Raw genomic sequence first — 16536 nt, 5'->3', positions numbered from 1 at the left:
CCCCAAAGTGTCCGATCACTCCCCAGCGCCAGACGTTCGTGGCGCAGCCCCTTCTTCCGGACGATACACCACTTTCGTCACTCAGCGACATAGGTTCTCTACTCTGAGTCACCAATACGGGAGTTGCGCCTACCGGGTGCATCCGGGCGAACGCGGAGCGTGCCCGCCCGGCGTCACTCGGTGATCAACACCGTGTGCTCCACGGGCTCTCCGGCGGCGAACCGGCCGAGCTGGCGTGCCAGCAGGCGCTTGGCCCGCGGCTCGAACGCCGAGCTGCTGCCGCCGACATGAGGCGTGATCAGGACATTCGGAGCATGCCAGAGCGGGTGGCCGGCCGGCAGCGGTTCCGGGTCGGTGACGTCGAGCGCGGCGCGCAGCCGGCCCGACTCCAGCTCCGCCAGCAGGGCCTTGGTGTCGACGACCGGTCCCCGCGAGACGTTCACGAGCAGCGCGCCGTCCTTCATGCGGCTCAGGAACCCGGGCCCGGCCAGGCCCCGGGTGGCGTCGGTCAGCGGGGTCACCAGGATGACCACGTCGGCCTGCGGGAGGAGCCCGGGCAGGTCGGCGAGAGCGTGCACGGGGCCGTGCGGGGTGGTCCGCGCCGAGCGGGCGACGCGGGTGACGGGCCCGCACTCGAAGGGCAGGAGGCGGTCCTCGATGGCCGAACCGATGGATCCGTAGCCGACGATCAGGACGGACTTGTCGGCGAGGGCCTCGTAGAAGCCGCCGCGCCATTCCTCGCGGTCCTGGCCGCGGACCATGCCGGGGATGCCGCGCAGGGAGGCGAGGGTGAGGGCGAGGGCGAGTTCGGCGGTGCTGGCCGTGTGGACGCCGACGGCGTTGCACAGCCGTACGCCCGGGCGCAGGTGGCCCAGCCCGCCAAGGACGTGGTCGATGCCCGCGGTCAGGGTCTGTACGACCTCCAGCGCGGGCATCGCCGCCAGCGGGCGCACGGTGACCTCGGGGGACTTCATGTACGGCGTGACGTAGAAGACGCAGTCGGCCGGGTCGGCCGGGAAGGTGTCCTCGCCGTCCCAGAGGCGGTAGCGGAAGGAGTCGGGCAGGCCGGCGATCTCGTCGGCGGGGAAGGGGAGCCAGACGTCCCCGGTCTTTGAGGTCATGATCACGAGGCTATGCCAAGCCATCCGGATCAAGCCGTTAGTTTGTGTGCCGGAGCGGGAGGGGGACTCAGGGGTGGAGCGCAGGTCGATCGGGGCGGGGGCGCTGGCGGTGGGTGCCATAGGCCTCGGCTGCATGCCCATGAGCTGGGCGTACGCGCCTTCGCGGCGCCGGGGGCACGAGTCGCTGGCCGCCGTGCACACGGCCTTGGACCTGGGGTCGACCCTGCTGGACACCGCCGATGTGTACGGCCCGTTCACCAATGAACTGCTGCTCGGGCGGGTGCTGCGGGAGCGCCGCTCCGAGGCCTTCGTCTCGGCGAAGGTGGGGCTGCGCGCGGGCGAGCAGCACGTCGTGGCCGACGGGCGGCCGGGCTATCTGCGGCGGGCGTGCGACGCCTCGCTGCGGCGGCTGCGGACGGACGTCATCGACCTCTACCAGCTGCACCGGGTGGATCCCGAGGTGCCGGTGGAGGAGACCTGGGGGGCGATGGCGGAGCTGGTGGGCGCGGGCAAGGTGCGGGCGCTGGGGTTCTGCGCGCTGGGCGCGGGGGCCGGGCCGGGGGCGGGGCGGCGCGGGGACCGGGCGTACGGGACGACCCTGGCGCACCTGGAGCGGGCCCAGCAGGTGTTCCCGGTGAGCGCGGTGCAGGCGGAGCTGTCGGTGTGGTCGCCGCAGGCGGCGTGGCAGCTCCTGCCGTGGTGCGCGGCGCGGGGGGTGGGGTTCCTGGCGGCGATGCCGCTGGGCAGCGGGTTCCTGACGGGGACGCTCACGCCGGGCGAGGGGTTCGAGCAGGAGGACGTACGGGCCCGGCACCCCCGGTTCACGGCGTACGCGATGGCGTCCAACCAGGGGCTTCTGGCGGGGCTGCGGCGGGTGGCGCTGCGGCACGGACCCGAGGTCACCGCGGCGCAGGTGGCGCTGGCCTGGGTGCTGGCGCAGGGGCCGCAGGTGGTGCCGGTGCCGGGGGCGGACCGGGCGCGGTGGGCCGCGGAGAACGCCCTGGCGGCGGAGGTCCGGCTCTCGGCGGAGGATCTGGGGGAGATCGCGGCGCTGCCCGCGGCGGTGGGAGCCTGGGACTGAGCGGGCTGCCCGCGGGCCTCCCCCGCGGCCCCGCCACAACCACTCGATCGAGTGTACGAAGGGTGGAACTCGGGGTACGGCCGGAGCTGTTGAGAGAGATGGAAGGCACGACTGGCGCACGGGAGGGGAGCAGGGCGATGCGATACGGATCGAGGATGTACGGGGGCACGGGCGCGCGGCGTCGGAGCGCGCTGGCGGCGGTGGCGCTGGCCGGGTGCGGCGCTCTGCTGGCGGCGGGGTGCTCCCCGCCCGGCGGCGCGGGGGCCCGGCCGGGCGGTTCCCCACCGGGCACGCCCGCAGCGGGTTCCGGGTCGTCCGGCCCGTCGGGGAGCGCGTCAGGCTCGCCGCCGCCCTCCGGTCCCCCGGCGAAGGGCGCGGTGACGGTGACCGGGGAGGTCGCCAAGGGCCTGGAGTCGCCGTGGGGCGTGGCCCCGCTGCCCGGCGGGGACCTGCTGGTGGCCTCGCGGGACAAGGGGACGATCAGCAGGGTCGCGGTGGGCTCGGGCGCGGTGACGGAGATCGGCGAGGTGCCGGGGGTGGCCCCCGGCGGCGAGGGCGGGCTGCTGGGCCTCGCGGTGTCGCCGTCCTTCGCCTCGGACCGGCTCGTGTACGCCTACTTCACCACCGAGTCCGACAACCGCATCGCCCGGATGCGCTATGACGAGAAGAGACCGCCCGGTCAGCAACTGGGCGCTCCGGACACGGTGTTGCGGGGCATCCCCAAGGGGACGATCCACAATGGCGGCCGGATCGCCTTCGGCCCGGACAAGATGCTCTATGCGGGGACGGGCGAGACCGGTGACACCGGGCTCGCGCAGGACAAGAAGTCGCTGGGCGGCAAGATCCTGCGGATGACTCCGGACGGGGATCCGGTGCACGGCAATCCCGAGGCGGATTCCGTCGTCTACTCCTACGGGCACCGCAATGTGCAGGGCCTCGCCTGGGACAAGGACAAGCGGCTGTGGGCGGCCGAGTTCGGGCAGAACACCTGGGACGAGCTGAATCTGATCGAGCCGGGCGCGAACTACGGCTGGCCCGAGGCCGAGGGAAAGGCCGGCCGGCCGGGGATGCGGGATCCGGTGGCCGTGTGGGGGACCGATGAGGCCTCGCCGAGCGGGATCGCGTGGGCGCAGGGCTCGGTGTGGATGGCCGCGCTGAAGGGCGAGCGGCTGTGGCGGATTCCCCTGGCCGGGGCGGAACCCGTGGCGGCACCCGAAGCGTTCCTCGAGGGGAAGTACGGCCGGCTGCGCACGGTGGTGGCACTCGGCGGGGACAAGCTGCTGCTGGTCACGAGCGAGACCGATGGGCGCGGGTCGCCGGAAGCGGGCGACGACAGGATCCTGACACTGACGGTGCAATAGCCGGCCCGGGGGCACCAGCCCCGGCAGGGCACGGAGAGGGCGCGGTGGGCACGGTGTTCAACATGATCGAGGAGCTGTTCAATCCGGGTCGCAAGCACACGGACGAGGAGAAGAAGCGGTTGGAGCTGTCCCGGGTCGACGTCAATGACGGCGACCCGGGGCGGGGTCCGATAGACCTGGACTCCGGCAAGGTGCTCATACGCCTCGACGAGCAGACCCAGCAGCCTCCGGCCGGGTGCTGACGGGGCCGGGCGGCACGAAGAGCCTCAGCCGGTGGGCGAGGGCGGCCGCCTCGCCGCGGCCGGCGACGCCGAGCTTCGCCAGGATGTTCGAGACGTGCACGCTCGCCGTCTTCGGGGAGATGAAGAGCTCCTCGGCGATCTTGCGGTTGGTGCTGCCGGCGGCCACGAGGCGCAGTACGTCCCGCTCCCGGCTGGTCAGGCCGAGGGTCTCGACCGGGTCGGCCTCCGGGGCGGGCGCGGCCGGGGCTGTGTCGGCGGCGGCGAGCGGGAGCCGGGCGCGCTGGGCGAGCAGGGCCAGGTCCTCGCGCAGCCGGCGTGAGCCGAGCCGGTCGGCGGTGGCGTAGGCCGCGCGGAGCAGGGCGGCGGCGGGCTCCCGGTCCCCGCCGGCGGCCAGCATGGCCTCGGCGAGCTGGTGGCGGGCGCGGGCCAGCAGGTAGGGGCGTTCCAGCGGGCGGATGGCCTCCTCCACCGCGGTCCAGTCGGCGACGGTGTCCCGGGCCTCGGCCCGGAGCAGCTCGGCGCGGACGTACTCGGCGTGGGCGCGCCACACCGGGGCCGGGGTGGCGAGGGTGCGGGCGGCGTTGCGCAGGACGTCCAGGGCGGCTTCCCGGTCCGCGTCGGCGGCCGGGAGTCCCCGGGAGTCCGCCTCCGCGGTGGCGGAGGCGAGCAGCAGCGGCCAGGCGTAGCGGTGTTGTCCCTGGGGGAACCCGTAGGCGAGGGCGGCGGCTGTCTCGGCGCGGACGTCGGCGATCCGGCCCTCCCCCGCGGCGACGCCGACGGCGAGGCGGTAGAGCGGTATCCGGTGCTGGGGCTGGATGTCGTGGCTGCCGAAGTGGGCGTGGGCCGCCGCGAGCTGCTGGGCCGCTTCCGCCAACTCGCCGCGTGCCAGCGCCAGATAGGCGAGCCGGGAGGCTCCGGAGCCGCGCGGGGCCGCGCTCTGCCCGACCAGCAGGGTGCGCTGGGCCGCCTCGACGGCCTCGTCCCAGCGGCCGAGGGTGTAGAGGCTCTCCGCCATGTTTCCGCGGACCCAGGCCTCGGTGTCCAACAGCCGGGACTTCCTGACCAGTTCCGCCCCTTGTTCGGCCAGTTCCACGGCTTCCCGGGACCGGCCCATGCTTTCCAACTGAGAGGTGAGATTGATATGCGCACGTCCCGCGAGCAGGATGAGGCCCAGTTCCGTGGCCCGTTCCCTGACCGCGTGCATCTCGGCCAGGCCCCGTTCGGGGTCGCCCGAGTCGGTGAGCAGGCAGCCGACCGTGATCCGGGCGTTGAGCTCGATGTCCTCGGCGCCGACCATCCGCGCGTACTCGACGGCGCGTTCGGCGGCGACGATGTTGTCCGGACCGGGGTCGTGGAGCATGCCCCAGCCCGCGGCCCGGACGAGGACCTCGGCGTGCACCTGGGACGGGGGCAGCCCCTGGACGAGCTCCTGGGCCTTGGCGATCTCGTCCCAGCCGTCGCCCCGGCCCAGGCTGGCGACCAGCCGGGAGCGCTCGGTCCAGAACCAGGCCGCCCGCAGCGGGTCGTGGCCGTCGTCCAGCGTGCGCAGGGCCGTCTTGCAGAACTTCAGGGCGCGTTCCCGTTCGCCGCCGTAGCGGGCCGCCACGGTCGCCTCGGCCAGCAGGTCGAGGCGCTGGAGCGGGGTGCTGGCCGGGTCGCAGCCGCACGGCGGGTACACGTCGGTGTAGTCCACCGGGCGAAGCTCCTCGCGGACCTCCTCCGGGGCGCTGTCCCACAGGTCCAGCGCGCGTTCCAGGAAGCGCAGCTGCTCCGAGTAGGCGTGCCGGCGGCGGGCGGCCACGGACGCGGAGAGCACGGCGGGAAGCGCCTTGGACGGGTCGTTGGCGTGGTACCAGTAGCTGGCCAGCCGGATGGCCCGCTCCTCCGCGCGGACCAGCGAGCCGTCGGCCTCCATGGCCTCGGCGTAGCGGCGGTTGACGCGGGCGCGCTCGCCGGGCAGCAGGTCGTCGCTGACGGCCTCGCGGACCAGCGAGTGGCGGAAGCGGTAGCCGTCGCCGTCGGGGGTGGCGAGCAGGATGTTGGCTCCGACCGCGGACCGCAGCGCCTCGATCAGCGCGTCCTCGCCGATCCCGGTGACGGCGCGCAGGAGCGGGTACTCGACGGTGGAGCCGCCCTCGGCGACGATGCGGACCACGCGCTGGGCCTCGTCGGGCAGGACCTCGACGCGGACGAGGAGCAGGTCGCGCAGGGATTCGGTGAGCCCGGCGTGGCAGCCGCTCTCCCGGGAGGCGACGAGTTCCTCGACGAAGAAGGCGTTGCCGTCGGACCGGTCGAAGACGGAGTCGACGAAGTCCTCGTCGGGCTGCGTGGCGAGGATCCCGGCGAGCTGGCGGCGCACCTCGGCCCGGTTGAAGCGGGGCAGCTCGATGCGCTGGACGGTGCGGAGCCGGTCCAGTTCGGCGAGGAGCGGGCGCAGCGGGTGACGGCGGTGGACGTCGTCCGCGCGGTAGGTGGCGACAACGACGAGCCGGCCGCTGCCGAGGGTCCGGAAGAGGTAGGAGAGCAGGTGCCGGGTCGAGGTGTCGGCCCAGTGCAGGTCTTCCAGGACGAGGACGACGGTGCGGTCGGCGGCGAGCCGCTCCAGCATCCGTGCCGTCAGTTCGAAGAGGCGGGCGGTGCTTTCCTCGTCGTGCGGGCCGCGCGGGGTTTCGCCGAGTTCGGGGAGGATCCGGGCGAGCTCGTCCTCCTGGCCGACGGCCGCGGCGGCCAGCTCCTCGGGGAGCGCGCGGTGCAGGCTGCGCAGGGCGGTCGAGAACGGGGCGAAGGGAAGTCCCTCCGCCCCGATCTCCACACAGCCTCCGACGGCGACGACGGCGCCGCGGCGGGCGGCCTCACAGAGGAACTCCTCCGTGAGGCGGGTCTTGCCGACCCCTGCCTCTCCCCCGATGAGCAACGCCTGCGGTTCCAGGCCGGCGGCTCGCGTCAGTGCGTCGGTGAGTACGGCCAGTTCGTCGGCGCGGCCGACGAACACCGGGCTGACAGATCTGGTCTCCACGTCGCCGAGCATCGCACAGACGTCCTGCCCGGCGGCACTCGTTATCGGTGCGCTTCTCATCACGTGTCAGTCCGCACGGATCGCGGCGCGGGTTACGCGGCGCGGGCGAAGCGGCTCCGGTGCCCGCTCACCGGCCCTTCGGTTTCCTGGCTTCGAGAGGACGCGCGCCGCGCCTTCTTGGCCTCGCGGATCAGCCGGTACTCGTCGGCCTCGCGGATGAGGTCGGCGCGGCGGGCGGTGGCGATTTCGTACTCGAACATCTCGTACTCCCTGGTTGCGTTTCCCGGTCACCTCGTTCGGTGTGATCCAAGCTTCGCGTCCCAGGGGGTACCGGCACATCGGTCGCATGCCGCATCCGGCGGGGGCAGGGGGCCTTAGACCCGGGCCGAAGGTCCCTGAGTAGGCCTAAGCACACCTAAGGCGGTGCTTAGCCGGTGGTGGGGCGGTGCCTAGCCGGCTGTCGCGGCGGCCTGCGGGATGGTCAGGAGGAGGTCGAAGTACATGAGGGCGAACAGCAGGACGCCGATGGCGCCCAGGGCGACGGCCGCCCAGGAGACGGACCGGACCCAGGTGGGGAGGGTGCGCTGGGGGGAACCGAGGGCGGGCAGGGCCAGCGTGAGGATGCCGACGATCAGGGCGAGGGCGGCGAAGACCCCGTTCACCAGGGCGGTGGCGTGCCACGGCTGGACGAACTGGGCGGCGATCTGCGCGTTCACGTCGGCGGCCTGGGTCAGCTCCAGCCGGCCGACGACGCCGGCGCGCTCGGACACGATGCCGCCGACCCAGCTTCCGCTGAGGGCCACGACACCGAGGCCCGCGGCCACGATCGCGGAGGCCGCGGCTCCGACGTGGCTCTGCTCCTCCGTGCCGGCCTGCTCGTCGGCGAACTCGTCGTCGTCCAGGTCCGCGTCGGTGAGCTCGGCCCCGGTGGGCTCGACGTCGGTGGGCTCGGCGTCGGTCCCGGCCTTGGTCAGGTCGGCCGGGGTGGTGTCCGCCTCGGGGGCGTCGGTGGTCTTGGTGGTGTCCATGCGGGGCACCGTAGGTGCCTTGTCTGAGAGTTTTCTGAGAATCCGCTGGTCGGGGCCGTTTCGGGCCCCGCGATCCGCGGGGCCCGGGTGCGGACGCGGGTCAGGCCGGGTGGGCCGCGGCCCATTCGTGCGCGAGGACCGACCAGACCTCGGTGCTCTGGCGCACGCCCCGGTGCAGGTGGTTCTCGCGCATCACGCCCTCGCGGGTCAGGCCGAGGCGCTCGGCGACCGCGATGCTCTTCTTGTTCCCGGTGGCGACGTGCCACTCCACGCGGTGCATGCCGCGCCCGTTGAAGGCCCAGTCGATGAGCACGCGGCAGGCGGCGGTGACCAGTCCGCGTCCGGCGGCGGCGGGCTCCAGCCAGCAGCCGACCTCGCAGTTGCCCGCGGCGGCGTCGAAGGCCGGGTAGAGCACTCCGCCGACGAGGGTTCCCTCGACCCAGATGCCGAAGAACCGGGTGCCGTCGTTCGCGGCCTTCTCGGCGTTCGTACGCAGCAGCTCGCGCGCCGAGTCGAGGTCCGTGGCGCGGTTGGGGAAGCCCACGTACTGGCCAATGAAGTCGCGGCCGCGGTCGATGTGGGCGAGGAACTCCTCGGCGTGCCACACCTCCAGCGGCTTGAGCTGGGCGTCGTCGGCCAGGTCTATCGCGAACATGTGTGGTCCTTACGGCTGGTCAGCTGGACACGGGTACGGAGTCAGCAGGCTCCGCGCTGTCTTCGCTCGGCCGCTGTGCCGGAAGTTTCCCATGCGGGCGGTGCTCGGGGGGCTCGATGCTGATCTTGGGAAGTCGGCGGTCGAGCCAGCCGGGCAGCCACCAGTTCGCGCCGCCGAGCATGTGCATCAGCGCGGGGACGAGCAGGGTGCGCAGCACGAAGGCGTCGAGGGCCACGGCCGCGGCGAGCGCGATGCCGAACATGGCGATGATCCGGTCGCCGCTGAGCACGAAGGCCAGGAAGACGGAGATCATGATGACGGCCGCCGAATTGATGACCCGGCTGGTCTCGGCGAGGCCGACGCGGACGGCCCGCTTGTTGTCGCCGGTCTCCAGCCACTCCTCGTACATCCGGCTGACGAGGAAGACCTGGTAGTCCATGGACAGCCCGAACAGCACGGACACCATGATCACGGGCAGGAAGGGTTCGATGGGGCCGGCGCTGCCCAGGCCCAGCAGCTCGCTGCCCCAGCCCCACTGGAAGATCGCGACCACGACTCCGAAGGAGGAGGCGACGGCGGCGATGTTCATGGCCGCCGCCTTCAGCGGGATGCCGACGGACCGGAAGGCGAGCAGCAGGAGCACGCAGCCGAGGGCGACGACCACGCCGACGAAGAGCGGCAGCTTCCCGACGACCACCTCGGCGAAGTCGTCGTAGCCGGCCGTGACACCGCCGACGTGGACCTCCATGGAGTTGCCGTGCTCGGCACGCGGGACGACGTCCTCGCGGAGCCGGTCGACGAGCTCGCTCGTGGCCCGGGACTGGGGGGCGGAGTCGGGGATGACGGTGAGGACGGCGGTGTCGCCGCTGCGGTTGAAGACGGCGGGGCCGGCGGAGGCGACGCCCTTCGTTCTGCCGAGCGCGTCCGCCAGGTGCTCCACGGCGAGCCGGTCGCCGGCCCCGTCGAGGCGGGCGACGACGGTGAGCGGGCCGTTGGTGCCGGGGCCGAACCCGTCCGCCAGCAGGTCGTAGGCCTGCCGGGTGGTGGAGGTGGCCGGGTTGTTGCCCTGGTCTGAGGTGCCAAGGTGCAGGGAGAGCGTGGGCAGGGCCAGCACCAGCATCACGGCGGTGGCGGCGATGCCCAGCAGCTTGGGGTGGCGCTCCACGAAGGCGGACCAGCGGGCGGCGAAGCCCGTGGGCTGCTCGGACAGCGGGCCCTCGGCTGCGAGCTTGCGGCGCTCGCGGCGCGACAGGGCGCGCATGCCGATCCAGGACAGGAGGGCGGGCAGCAGGGTGACCGAGGCGGCGACCGTCAGGACTACCGTCACGGAGGCGGCTATCGCGACGCCGTTCAGGAAGTTCAGCCGCAGCACCAGCATGCCGAGGAGCGCGATGCAGACGGTGGCCCCGGCGAAGACCACGGCCCGGCCGGTGGTGGCGACGGCGCTCTCGGCGGCCTCCTCGACCGGGACGCCCCGGGCGAGGGCCTTGCGGTGTCTGGTGACGATGAAGAGGGCGTAGTCAATGCCGACGCCGAGGCCGATGAGGGTGCCGAGCATCGGGGCGAAGTCGGCGACCGCCATCGCGTGCCCGAGGAGGGTGATCCCGAAATAGGCGGTGCCGACGCTGACCAGGGCGGTCGCGATGGGCAGCAGGCTCGCGGCGAGCGAGCCGAAGGCCAGGAAGAGGACCAGGGCCGCGACGGCCACGCCGATGACCTCGGCGAGGTGGGTGGCGGGCGCCTCGGTCAGGCCGATGGCGCGGCCGCCGAGTTCGACCTGGAGGCCGTCGGTCTCGGTGGCCGGGTTCTTCGCTGCGTCGACCACCGCCTTGGCCTGGGCCTTGGGTACGGAGTCGGCCTGCCGGTCGAAGGTCACCACGGCGTAGGCGGTGCGCCCGTCGGGGCTGATCCGGGCGGCGCTCTCGGGGCCGGGGCCGTAGGGGCCGGCGACCGAGCCGACGCCGGGAAGGCCGGCGATGGCGTCGAGTGCGCGGGTCATGCGCTGCTCGATGTCCGGGGTGCGGGCGCTCTGGTGGTCCGGGGCCCGCCACACGATGGTGTCGGTGTCGCCGCCCTGGCCGTGGAAGCCCTCGCGCAGGAGCGCGTGCGCCTTGCCGGACTCGGTGCCGGGGACTTCGTAGTCGTTGGAGAACGCCGATCCCGCGGTCCCGGCGGCCGCCGCGGTCGCGCCGAGCGCGAGCAGCCAGATCAGGACGGCGAGGAGACGGTGGCGGATGCACCACCGTGCGATTGCTGCCAACGGACGTGCTCCCTGGTGGTTCGGATCTTTACCGGGGACGGCCCGTCGCAAAGAACGCTGGAACTCGTGAAGGCCCGGCCGCGCGTGCGGGGGGTCGCCCCAGGGCGCGCCGAGGTGGTCTATCCCGCCACGATCGCAGCGTTTCGTGATCGTTGGCCCGATTCGTGGGCATCGTCACAGGGCTGCGGCGGGGTGCGGGACGTAGGTCACCGGGGTGGGTGGCCCAAGGGCCGGGTGTTCGTGCCGTCGTGGGGCCCGTCCTGCCGGTCGTCTTGCTCGTCCTGCCGGTCGTCGGGCCCGTCGTCGGGCTCGCCCGGCTCGTCCACCCGGTAGCCGGGGATCGAGGGCCAGCGCACGGTGAGGACCACCGCGTCCTCCTCCGCGTACCAGGAGTGGTCGACTCCGCGGCCCCACAGCACGTAGTCCCCCTGCTCCGCGAGGACGACGGTCCGCCCGGGGAACTCCAGCCGGAAGCGCCCGCTGATCAGCACCAGCAGCGCGGTGCGCTTCTCCGCGGTGGCCCACCGCTCGCGCTCCTCGCCCTTGGGGTGGACGCCCCATTTGATCTCCACGTCCTCGCTGTGACGGGGATCGCCGGGAGCCTTGAAGTGGCCGAGGAGCCAGCCGCGGTCGGTGGCCGCGTCGGCTCCGGCCTTGCCCGTGTAGATCGTGGAGTCGTCGTTCACGGGGCGAGGCTAATGCAGTTGTGGAAGGCGGACGGACACTGGTCAGCTGGGGCAATGACGATGGATCTTGATGAACTTGTGAAGGTACGGGCCCTCTTCGACTCGGAGATGCGCGAGGGCGTGCAGCCGGACTCGGCGGAGGCCCGGGTGGAGCGGGTGGGCGCGGTCGTCCGGCACACCGTGCCCGGGCTGGGGTGGAACGGCGTGGTCTGGTCGGACCTCGACGAGGGGACGGCGGACGCGGAGATCGCGGCGCAGGTGGCGTTCTTCTCCGGGCGCGAGGACCCGGAGTTCGAGTGGAAGCTGTACGACTACGACCGGCCGGCGGACCTCGGGGACCGGCTGCGGGCGGCCGGGTTCGTGGCGGAGCCGGCCGAGACGGTGCTGGTGGCGCGGACTTCGGACCTTGCCGCGCTGCCGGTGGAGCCGCCGGAGGGGATCACCCTGCGGGTGGTGGAGGACGAGGCCGGGGTGGACCTGATGATGGAGGCCCACCACCGGGCCTTCGGCACCGAGCGGCCGCGGATCCGGGAGCACGTGCTGAGCCTGCTGCGGAACGAGCCGGAGAGCGTCGAGGCGGTGCTCGCGATGGCGGGCGACACCCCGGTGTGCGGGGCCCGGATGGAGATGCGGCCGGGGTGTTCCTTCGCGGGGCTGTGGGGCGGCGGGACGGACCCGCAGTGGCGGGGCCGCGGCATCTACCGCCTGCTGGTGGCCCACCGGGCGCGCGTCGCGGCGGAGCGCGGCATCCCGTACCTCCAGGTGGACGCCTCGGACGACAGCCGCCCGATCCTGGAACGGCTGGGCTTCGCGAGCCTGGGCGTCACGGTGCCGTACGTCTGGCCGACGGCGTAAGGGTGCGGGCCTCCTTGGCCGGGCGGGGGCGGGGGGCCGCCGGGGCCGGGCGCGCGCCGGGGCGTCTCCTCGGACACCGAACGTTTCCAGGGGCCGGAGGCCGAGGGTGATTGCGTTCGGTGTCCTGCGGGGACGCCCCGGCGCGCGCCCGACCCCGGCGGGGGTGTTCCCCCAGCGGGGCGGCGGGCAGGATCGGGGCATGGAACGAATCTCACCGCCCCTGGTCGGCGGCGAACGCGAGACGCTGCGGGCCTATCTCGACTACCACCGGGCCACCCTCGCCTGGAAGTGCGAGGGCCTGAGCGACGAGGAGTTGCGGCGCGCCTCGATGCCGCCGTCCGGCCTGTCCCTGCTGGGGCTGGTCCGGCACATGGCCGAGGTCGAGCGGCACTGGTTCCGCAGGGTGCTGAGCGGTGAGGAGCTGCCGCACCTGTGGTCGGACACCCACGACTTCCAGGCCGCCTACGACGCATCCGGCTCGACGCGCGCGGAGGCGTTCGCCGCCTGGGAGGCCGAGGTGGCCCGTGCGCGCCGCATCGAGGCGGAGGCCGAGTCGCTGGAGGTGACGGCGTACGTGCCGAGCTGGAAGGAGGAGGCCTCGCTGCGCCTGCTCATGCTCCACCTCATCCACGAGTACGCCCGCCACAACGGCCACGCCGACTTCCTCCGGGAGGCGATCGACGGCGCGACGGGCGCTTAGGGGGTGTCCGCGCGCCAGTAGCCGAGGGAGTTGACCCGCTGCTTCGGCAGGCCGAGCTCCTTGCGCAGGTACGCCGTGAGGGTGCGCGTCGTCGCCGTGTCGCAGGCCAGCCAGACGTACGCCGAGGCCGGGTCCCCGGCCAGCTCCGGGAGCTCGGCCTTGACCCGGTCGACCAGCGCGCCGCCGTCGCGCGCCACGCGCCGGACCTCGTGCCGGGCCGCGTCCACCCGCAGCGGCAGGTCGGCGTCCGAGGCGTGCTGCGTCTCGAACCAGATCGTGGCCGGGGTCTGCGGGTACGCGTCCAGCAGGGAGTTGATCGCCGGGAGGGACGCCGGGTCGCCGATGACCAGCAGGCGCGGCGGAGCCGGCTGCGGGGCGGTGAACCCGGTGCCCTGCACGGTGGCTTCGATGGTGTCGCCGGGCCGGGCTGTCCGCGCCCAGGCGCTGGCGACACCGTCGTGCAGGGCGAACTCGAAGCTGAAGGTGCCCGCCTCGGGGTCCGGGTCCACGAGTGTGTAGGCCCGCTGGTGCGGCCGCGCTCCCTCGAACCAGACGCGCACCCACATCGTCGGGTGTGGAGCCTGGACGGCCAGCAGGCCGCCGTCGGTGAAGGAGACGCGGCGGTAGTCCGCCGTGACGTCCTCCGCCCCCGTCACCGTGAACGTGAAGTCCTTGCCCTTCATGAGCTTGAGGACCACGCCCTCCCAGCCCTTGCCGCCGGCCATGTCCAACCCCTCCCCTGACACCTCTATAGTTAGGCCAGCCTAACCTAATTCTCGATTCGCCTTGGGGGAGAGTGTGAGCAGCGAAAGCGGTGCGTACGAGGTCTTCCGCGACCCCTGGGGCATCCCCCACCTCCGCGCGGCCGGCCACCTCCGGCTCGCCTACGCCCAGGGCCGCGCCACCGCGTTCGACCGCGCCTGGCAGCTGGAGGTCGAACGGCACCGCGCCCAGGGCTCCAGCGCCGCCTTCCTCGGCGCCGGATCCGTCGCCTGGGACCGCTTCGCCCGCCAGTGCCGCCTCGCCGACACGGCCCGGCGGTGCCACGAGGCCCTGGACGCGGAGACCGCCGCCTGGGTCGGCTCCTACGTGGACGGGGTCAACGACGGCCTCGCCGCCGGCGCCGCCCGCGACGGGCGCTTCGCCCGCACCGGCCTGACCCCCGCCCCCTGGGAGCCGTGGGTTCCGCTGGCGGTCTGGGCCGCCACCCACGTGCTGTTCGCCGGGTTCGCCACCAAGCTGTGGCGCGAGCGCGCGGCCCGCGCCCTCGGCGACGAGGCGGCCACCCTGTTCGCCACCGACGGCCCCGGCACCGCCGGCAGCAACGGCTGGCTGGTGCCCGGCGACCGGACGGCCACAGGGGCGGCGATCATCGCGGGCGACCCCCACCGGTTCATCGAGGACCCGGGCGTCTACCAGCAGATACGTATCTCCTGCCCGGAGTACGACGTCCTCGGCCTCGCCGTCCCCGGCGTCCCCGGCCTCGCCCACTTCGGGCACACCGGCACCGCCGCCTGGGCGATCACGAACGCGATGGCCGACTACCAGGACCTGTACGTCGAGAAGCTGCGCGGGCAGGGCCCCGCTCTGGAGGCGCTGGGTCCGGGCGGCGTCTGGGAGCCCGTCGACCGCCGCACGGAGACCATCACCGTGGCCGGCGGCGCGGACATCGAGGTCGAGGTGCTGGAGACCGCCCGCGGACCGGTCGTCGTGCGCGAAGGCTCCGACGGGAGCGAAGACACCCTCTCCCTGCGCTACCCGCCCCGGGTCCGCCGCGACCTCGGCTTCGCCGCCCTCCCCGCCCTGTTGCGCGCCCGCACCGTCGCCGACGTGGACCGGGCGCTCGACGGCTGGGCGGAGCCCGTGAACGTCGTCCACGCCGCCGACTCCGAGGGCGGCCTGCTGCACCGGGTCGCGGGCGCCGTGCCGCTGCGCGACCCCGCGGGCCGGCTGCGGCCCGTCCCCGCCTGGGAGTCGCGCCACGCCTGGCGGGGCTGGGCCGAGACGCCCGCCGAGCCGGTGCAGGGCTTCGCCGTCATGGCCAACGCACGCGGGATCGCCTCCCCGCTCGGGGTGGAGTTCGCTCCCCCGCACCGCGCCAACCGCATCCGCGAGCTGCTCAGCGGCCAGGCGGAGTGGTCCCCGAAGGCGATGGCCGACGTACACCGGGACACGTACCTGGGCTCGGCCGGGCCGCTGCTCGCCCTGCTGCCCGGCTTCGCGGACCTGACCCCGGCGGCGCGGGCTCTGCGCGAGCGGCTGCTGGCCTGGGACCGGCACATGGAGGCCGACAGCGCCGACGCCACCCTCTTCGCGGCGTTCCGCACCGCGACCGTCCGCCGCCTCGCCGCCGATCCCGTGTTCGCGGACCTGTGGGGCGCGCCGGCCGGCCCGGAGGTCTTCCACCCCTGGCTGTACCTGGTCCCCCGGATCGGCTACGCCCTCGAAGGCCTGCTCGCCAGTCCCCTGCTGCCCGGCCTGGACCGCTCCGCGCACGTCCGCGCCGCGCTGGAGGAGACGGCGGCGGCCGGCGCCCCCGACACCCCGTGGTCCGAGGTCCACCGCCTCGCGCCCTGGTCGGCGCTCCCGGACGACGGGGCCGCGTGGCCCGGCCTGGGCGGCGACCACGACTGCGTGAACGCCACCTCCTCCGTCCCCGGTTTCACCGACCTCACCGCCCGCGCATCGGCGGCCCGTTACGTCTGGGACCTCGCCCGCCGCGAGGACAGCCTCTGGGCGGTACCGCTCGGCGCTGACGGCGTCTCCGGCTCCCCCCACCACCGCGACCAGCTGCCGCTGTGGGCGCGGTGCGAACTCGTACCGGTCGTCACGGACTGGTCCCGCCTCACCAAGGAATCGATATGACCCCCGCCTCCACCCGGCAGCCCGTGTACAGCCACCTCGTCGAGGGCTTCGGCACGGTCACCATCACCCCCGTCGACCCGGCCGCCGACTCCGCCCTGATCCACAGCTGGGTCACCGAGGAGCGCGCCCGCTTCTGGGGGATGGGCGAGGCGAGCCGCGAGCTCGTCCAGGAGATCTACGAGGACGTCGACCGGCGTACGACGCACCACGCGTTCATGATCGCCCGCGACGGCGAGCAGGTCGCGCTGTTCCAGACGTACGACTGCGCCGAGGACCGGGTCAGCGAGTGCTACGAGGTGCTGCCCGGGGACGTCGGCGTGCACCTGCTCATCGGCCCGACCAAGGGGGCGGTCGAGCACGGTTTCACGGCGGGCCTGCTGACGGCCTTCATCGCCTTCGTCTTCTCGGACCCGGCCACCCGGCGCGTGGTCGGTGAGCCGGACGCCCGCAACGCCAAGGCGATCGCCCTGCTGGAGCGCACCGGTTTCACGCTCGGCCCGGAGGTCGAACTCCCGGAGATCGACCTGCCCGAGGTCTACCTGCCGACCAAGAGGGCGCGCCTGGCATTCCTCGGCGCGCCGGGAACCCACTGATCCCATTGACCCCGCCCGCCCCGGCCAGCGAAGCTGATCTCCATTCAACTCTCTGGTGATGGGGGCACGTTGA

General features: G+C 73.5%; 14 protein-coding genes and 1 pseudogene. 7 read left to right on the top strand and 8 right to left on the bottom strand.

Annotated elements, in window-relative coordinates; all coding sequences use genetic code 11:
* Positions 1–173: 173 nt before the first annotated feature.
* Positions 174–1121, bottom strand: a complete 948-nt coding sequence (locus tag AB0O21_RS04670) for a 2-hydroxyacid dehydrogenase (RefSeq protein ID WP_365166145.1) — start codon at positions 1119–1121, stop codon at positions 174–176.
* 73 nt (positions 1122–1194) lie between these two features.
* Between AB0O21_RS04670 and AB0O21_RS04665 the strand changes: the two genes are divergently transcribed.
* From AB0O21_RS04665 to AB0O21_RS04655, 3 genes are all read left to right on the top strand, one after another.
* Positions 1195–2202: an aldo/keto reductase gene (locus tag AB0O21_RS04665; protein ID WP_365166142.1), complete on the top strand. Its 1008-nt coding sequence runs from the start codon at positions 1195–1197 to the stop codon at positions 2200–2202.
* Positions 2203–2357: 155 nt separating this feature from the next.
* Positions 2358–3563 carry a PQQ-dependent sugar dehydrogenase gene (locus AB0O21_RS04660; RefSeq protein ID WP_365166139.1) on the top strand — a complete coding sequence of 402 codons (1206 nt, stop codon included), beginning with the start codon at positions 2358–2360 and terminating at the stop codon, positions 3561–3563.
* Positions 3564–3616: 53 nt separating this feature from the next.
* On the top strand, positions 3617–3805 hold the full coding sequence (locus AB0O21_RS04655; protein WP_365166407.1) for a DUF6191 domain-containing protein: 189 nt from the start codon (positions 3617–3619) through the stop codon (positions 3803–3805).
* Here the strand turns inward: AB0O21_RS04655 and AB0O21_RS04650 are convergent.
* The 6 genes and pseudogenes from AB0O21_RS04650 to AB0O21_RS04625 all read right to left on the bottom strand — a co-directional run.
* The gene (locus tag AB0O21_RS04650) at positions 3759–6833 is read right to left on the bottom strand and encodes an AAA family ATPase (RefSeq protein WP_365166405.1); all 3075 of its coding nucleotides are present in this window, start codon (positions 6831–6833) and stop codon (positions 3759–3761) included. The genes AB0O21_RS04655 and AB0O21_RS04650 overlap by 47 nt on opposite strands.
* A gap of 80 nt (positions 6834–6913) precedes the next feature.
* Positions 6914–7081, bottom strand: coding sequence for a hypothetical protein (locus AB0O21_RS04645; protein WP_365166136.1), 168 nt, complete (start codon positions 7079–7081; stop codon positions 6914–6916).
* A 189-nt stretch (positions 7082–7270) separates the two neighbouring features.
* Complete coding sequence (locus AB0O21_RS04640; protein ID WP_365166133.1) at positions 7271–7849, bottom strand: hypothetical protein; 579 nt, start codon at positions 7847–7849, stop codon at positions 7271–7273.
* 100 nt (positions 7850–7949) lie between these two features.
* A complete protein-coding gene (locus AB0O21_RS04635; RefSeq protein WP_365166130.1) occupies positions 7950–8504 on the bottom strand; it encodes a GNAT family protein in 555 nt (184 codons plus the stop codon).
* 19 nt (positions 8505–8523) lie between these two features.
* Positions 8524–10764 (bottom strand): MMPL family transporter, encoded by a 2241-nt coding sequence (locus AB0O21_RS04630; RefSeq protein ID WP_365166127.1) that lies wholly within the window; start codon positions 10762–10764, stop codon positions 8524–8526.
* Positions 10765–11084: 320 nt separating this feature from the next.
* Positions 11085–11450: pseudogene (locus tag AB0O21_RS04625) on the bottom strand (signal peptidase I); the annotation flags it as partial.
* Between the two features lie 60 nt (positions 11451–11510).
* Here AB0O21_RS04625 and AB0O21_RS04620 point away from each other — a divergent pair.
* Both AB0O21_RS04620 and AB0O21_RS04615 read left to right on the top strand, forming a co-directional pair.
* Positions 11511–12305, top strand: coding sequence for a GNAT family N-acetyltransferase (locus tag AB0O21_RS04620; protein WP_365166125.1), 795 nt, complete (start codon positions 11511–11513; stop codon positions 12303–12305).
* A gap of 199 nt (positions 12306–12504) precedes the next feature.
* Positions 12505–13005, top strand: a complete 501-nt coding sequence (locus AB0O21_RS04615; protein ID WP_365166122.1) for a DinB family protein — start codon at positions 12505–12507, stop codon at positions 13003–13005.
* On the opposite strand, the gene AB0O21_RS04610 is transcribed toward AB0O21_RS04615, so the two are convergent.
* A complete protein-coding gene (locus AB0O21_RS04610) occupies positions 13002–13730 on the bottom strand; it encodes a siderophore-interacting protein (RefSeq protein ID WP_365166120.1) in 729 nt (242 codons plus the stop codon). The two genes, AB0O21_RS04615 and AB0O21_RS04610, sit on opposite strands and share 4 nt — an antisense overlap.
* Before the next feature lie 73 nt (positions 13731–13803).
* Between AB0O21_RS04610 and AB0O21_RS04605 the strand changes: the two genes are divergently transcribed.
* Both AB0O21_RS04605 and AB0O21_RS04600 read left to right on the top strand, forming a co-directional pair.
* Positions 13804–15870 (top strand): penicillin acylase family protein, encoded by a 2067-nt coding sequence (locus AB0O21_RS04605; protein ID WP_365166118.1) that lies wholly within the window; start codon positions 13804–13806, stop codon positions 15868–15870.
* Positions 15867–16463, top strand: coding sequence for a GNAT family N-acetyltransferase (locus AB0O21_RS04600; protein ID WP_365166116.1), 597 nt, complete (start codon positions 15867–15869; stop codon positions 16461–16463). Before AB0O21_RS04605 ends, AB0O21_RS04600 begins: the two co-directional genes overlap by 4 nt.
* Positions 16464–16536 lie beyond the last annotated feature (73 nt).

It is taken from the genome of Streptomyces sp. NPDC091371 (assembly GCF_040684275.1).
Lineage (GTDB): Bacteria > Actinomycetota > Actinomycetes > Streptomycetales > Streptomycetaceae > Streptomyces.
Note: the sequence above shows the minus strand (reverse complement) of the source record. Positions and strands in the feature narration are given on the sequence as shown.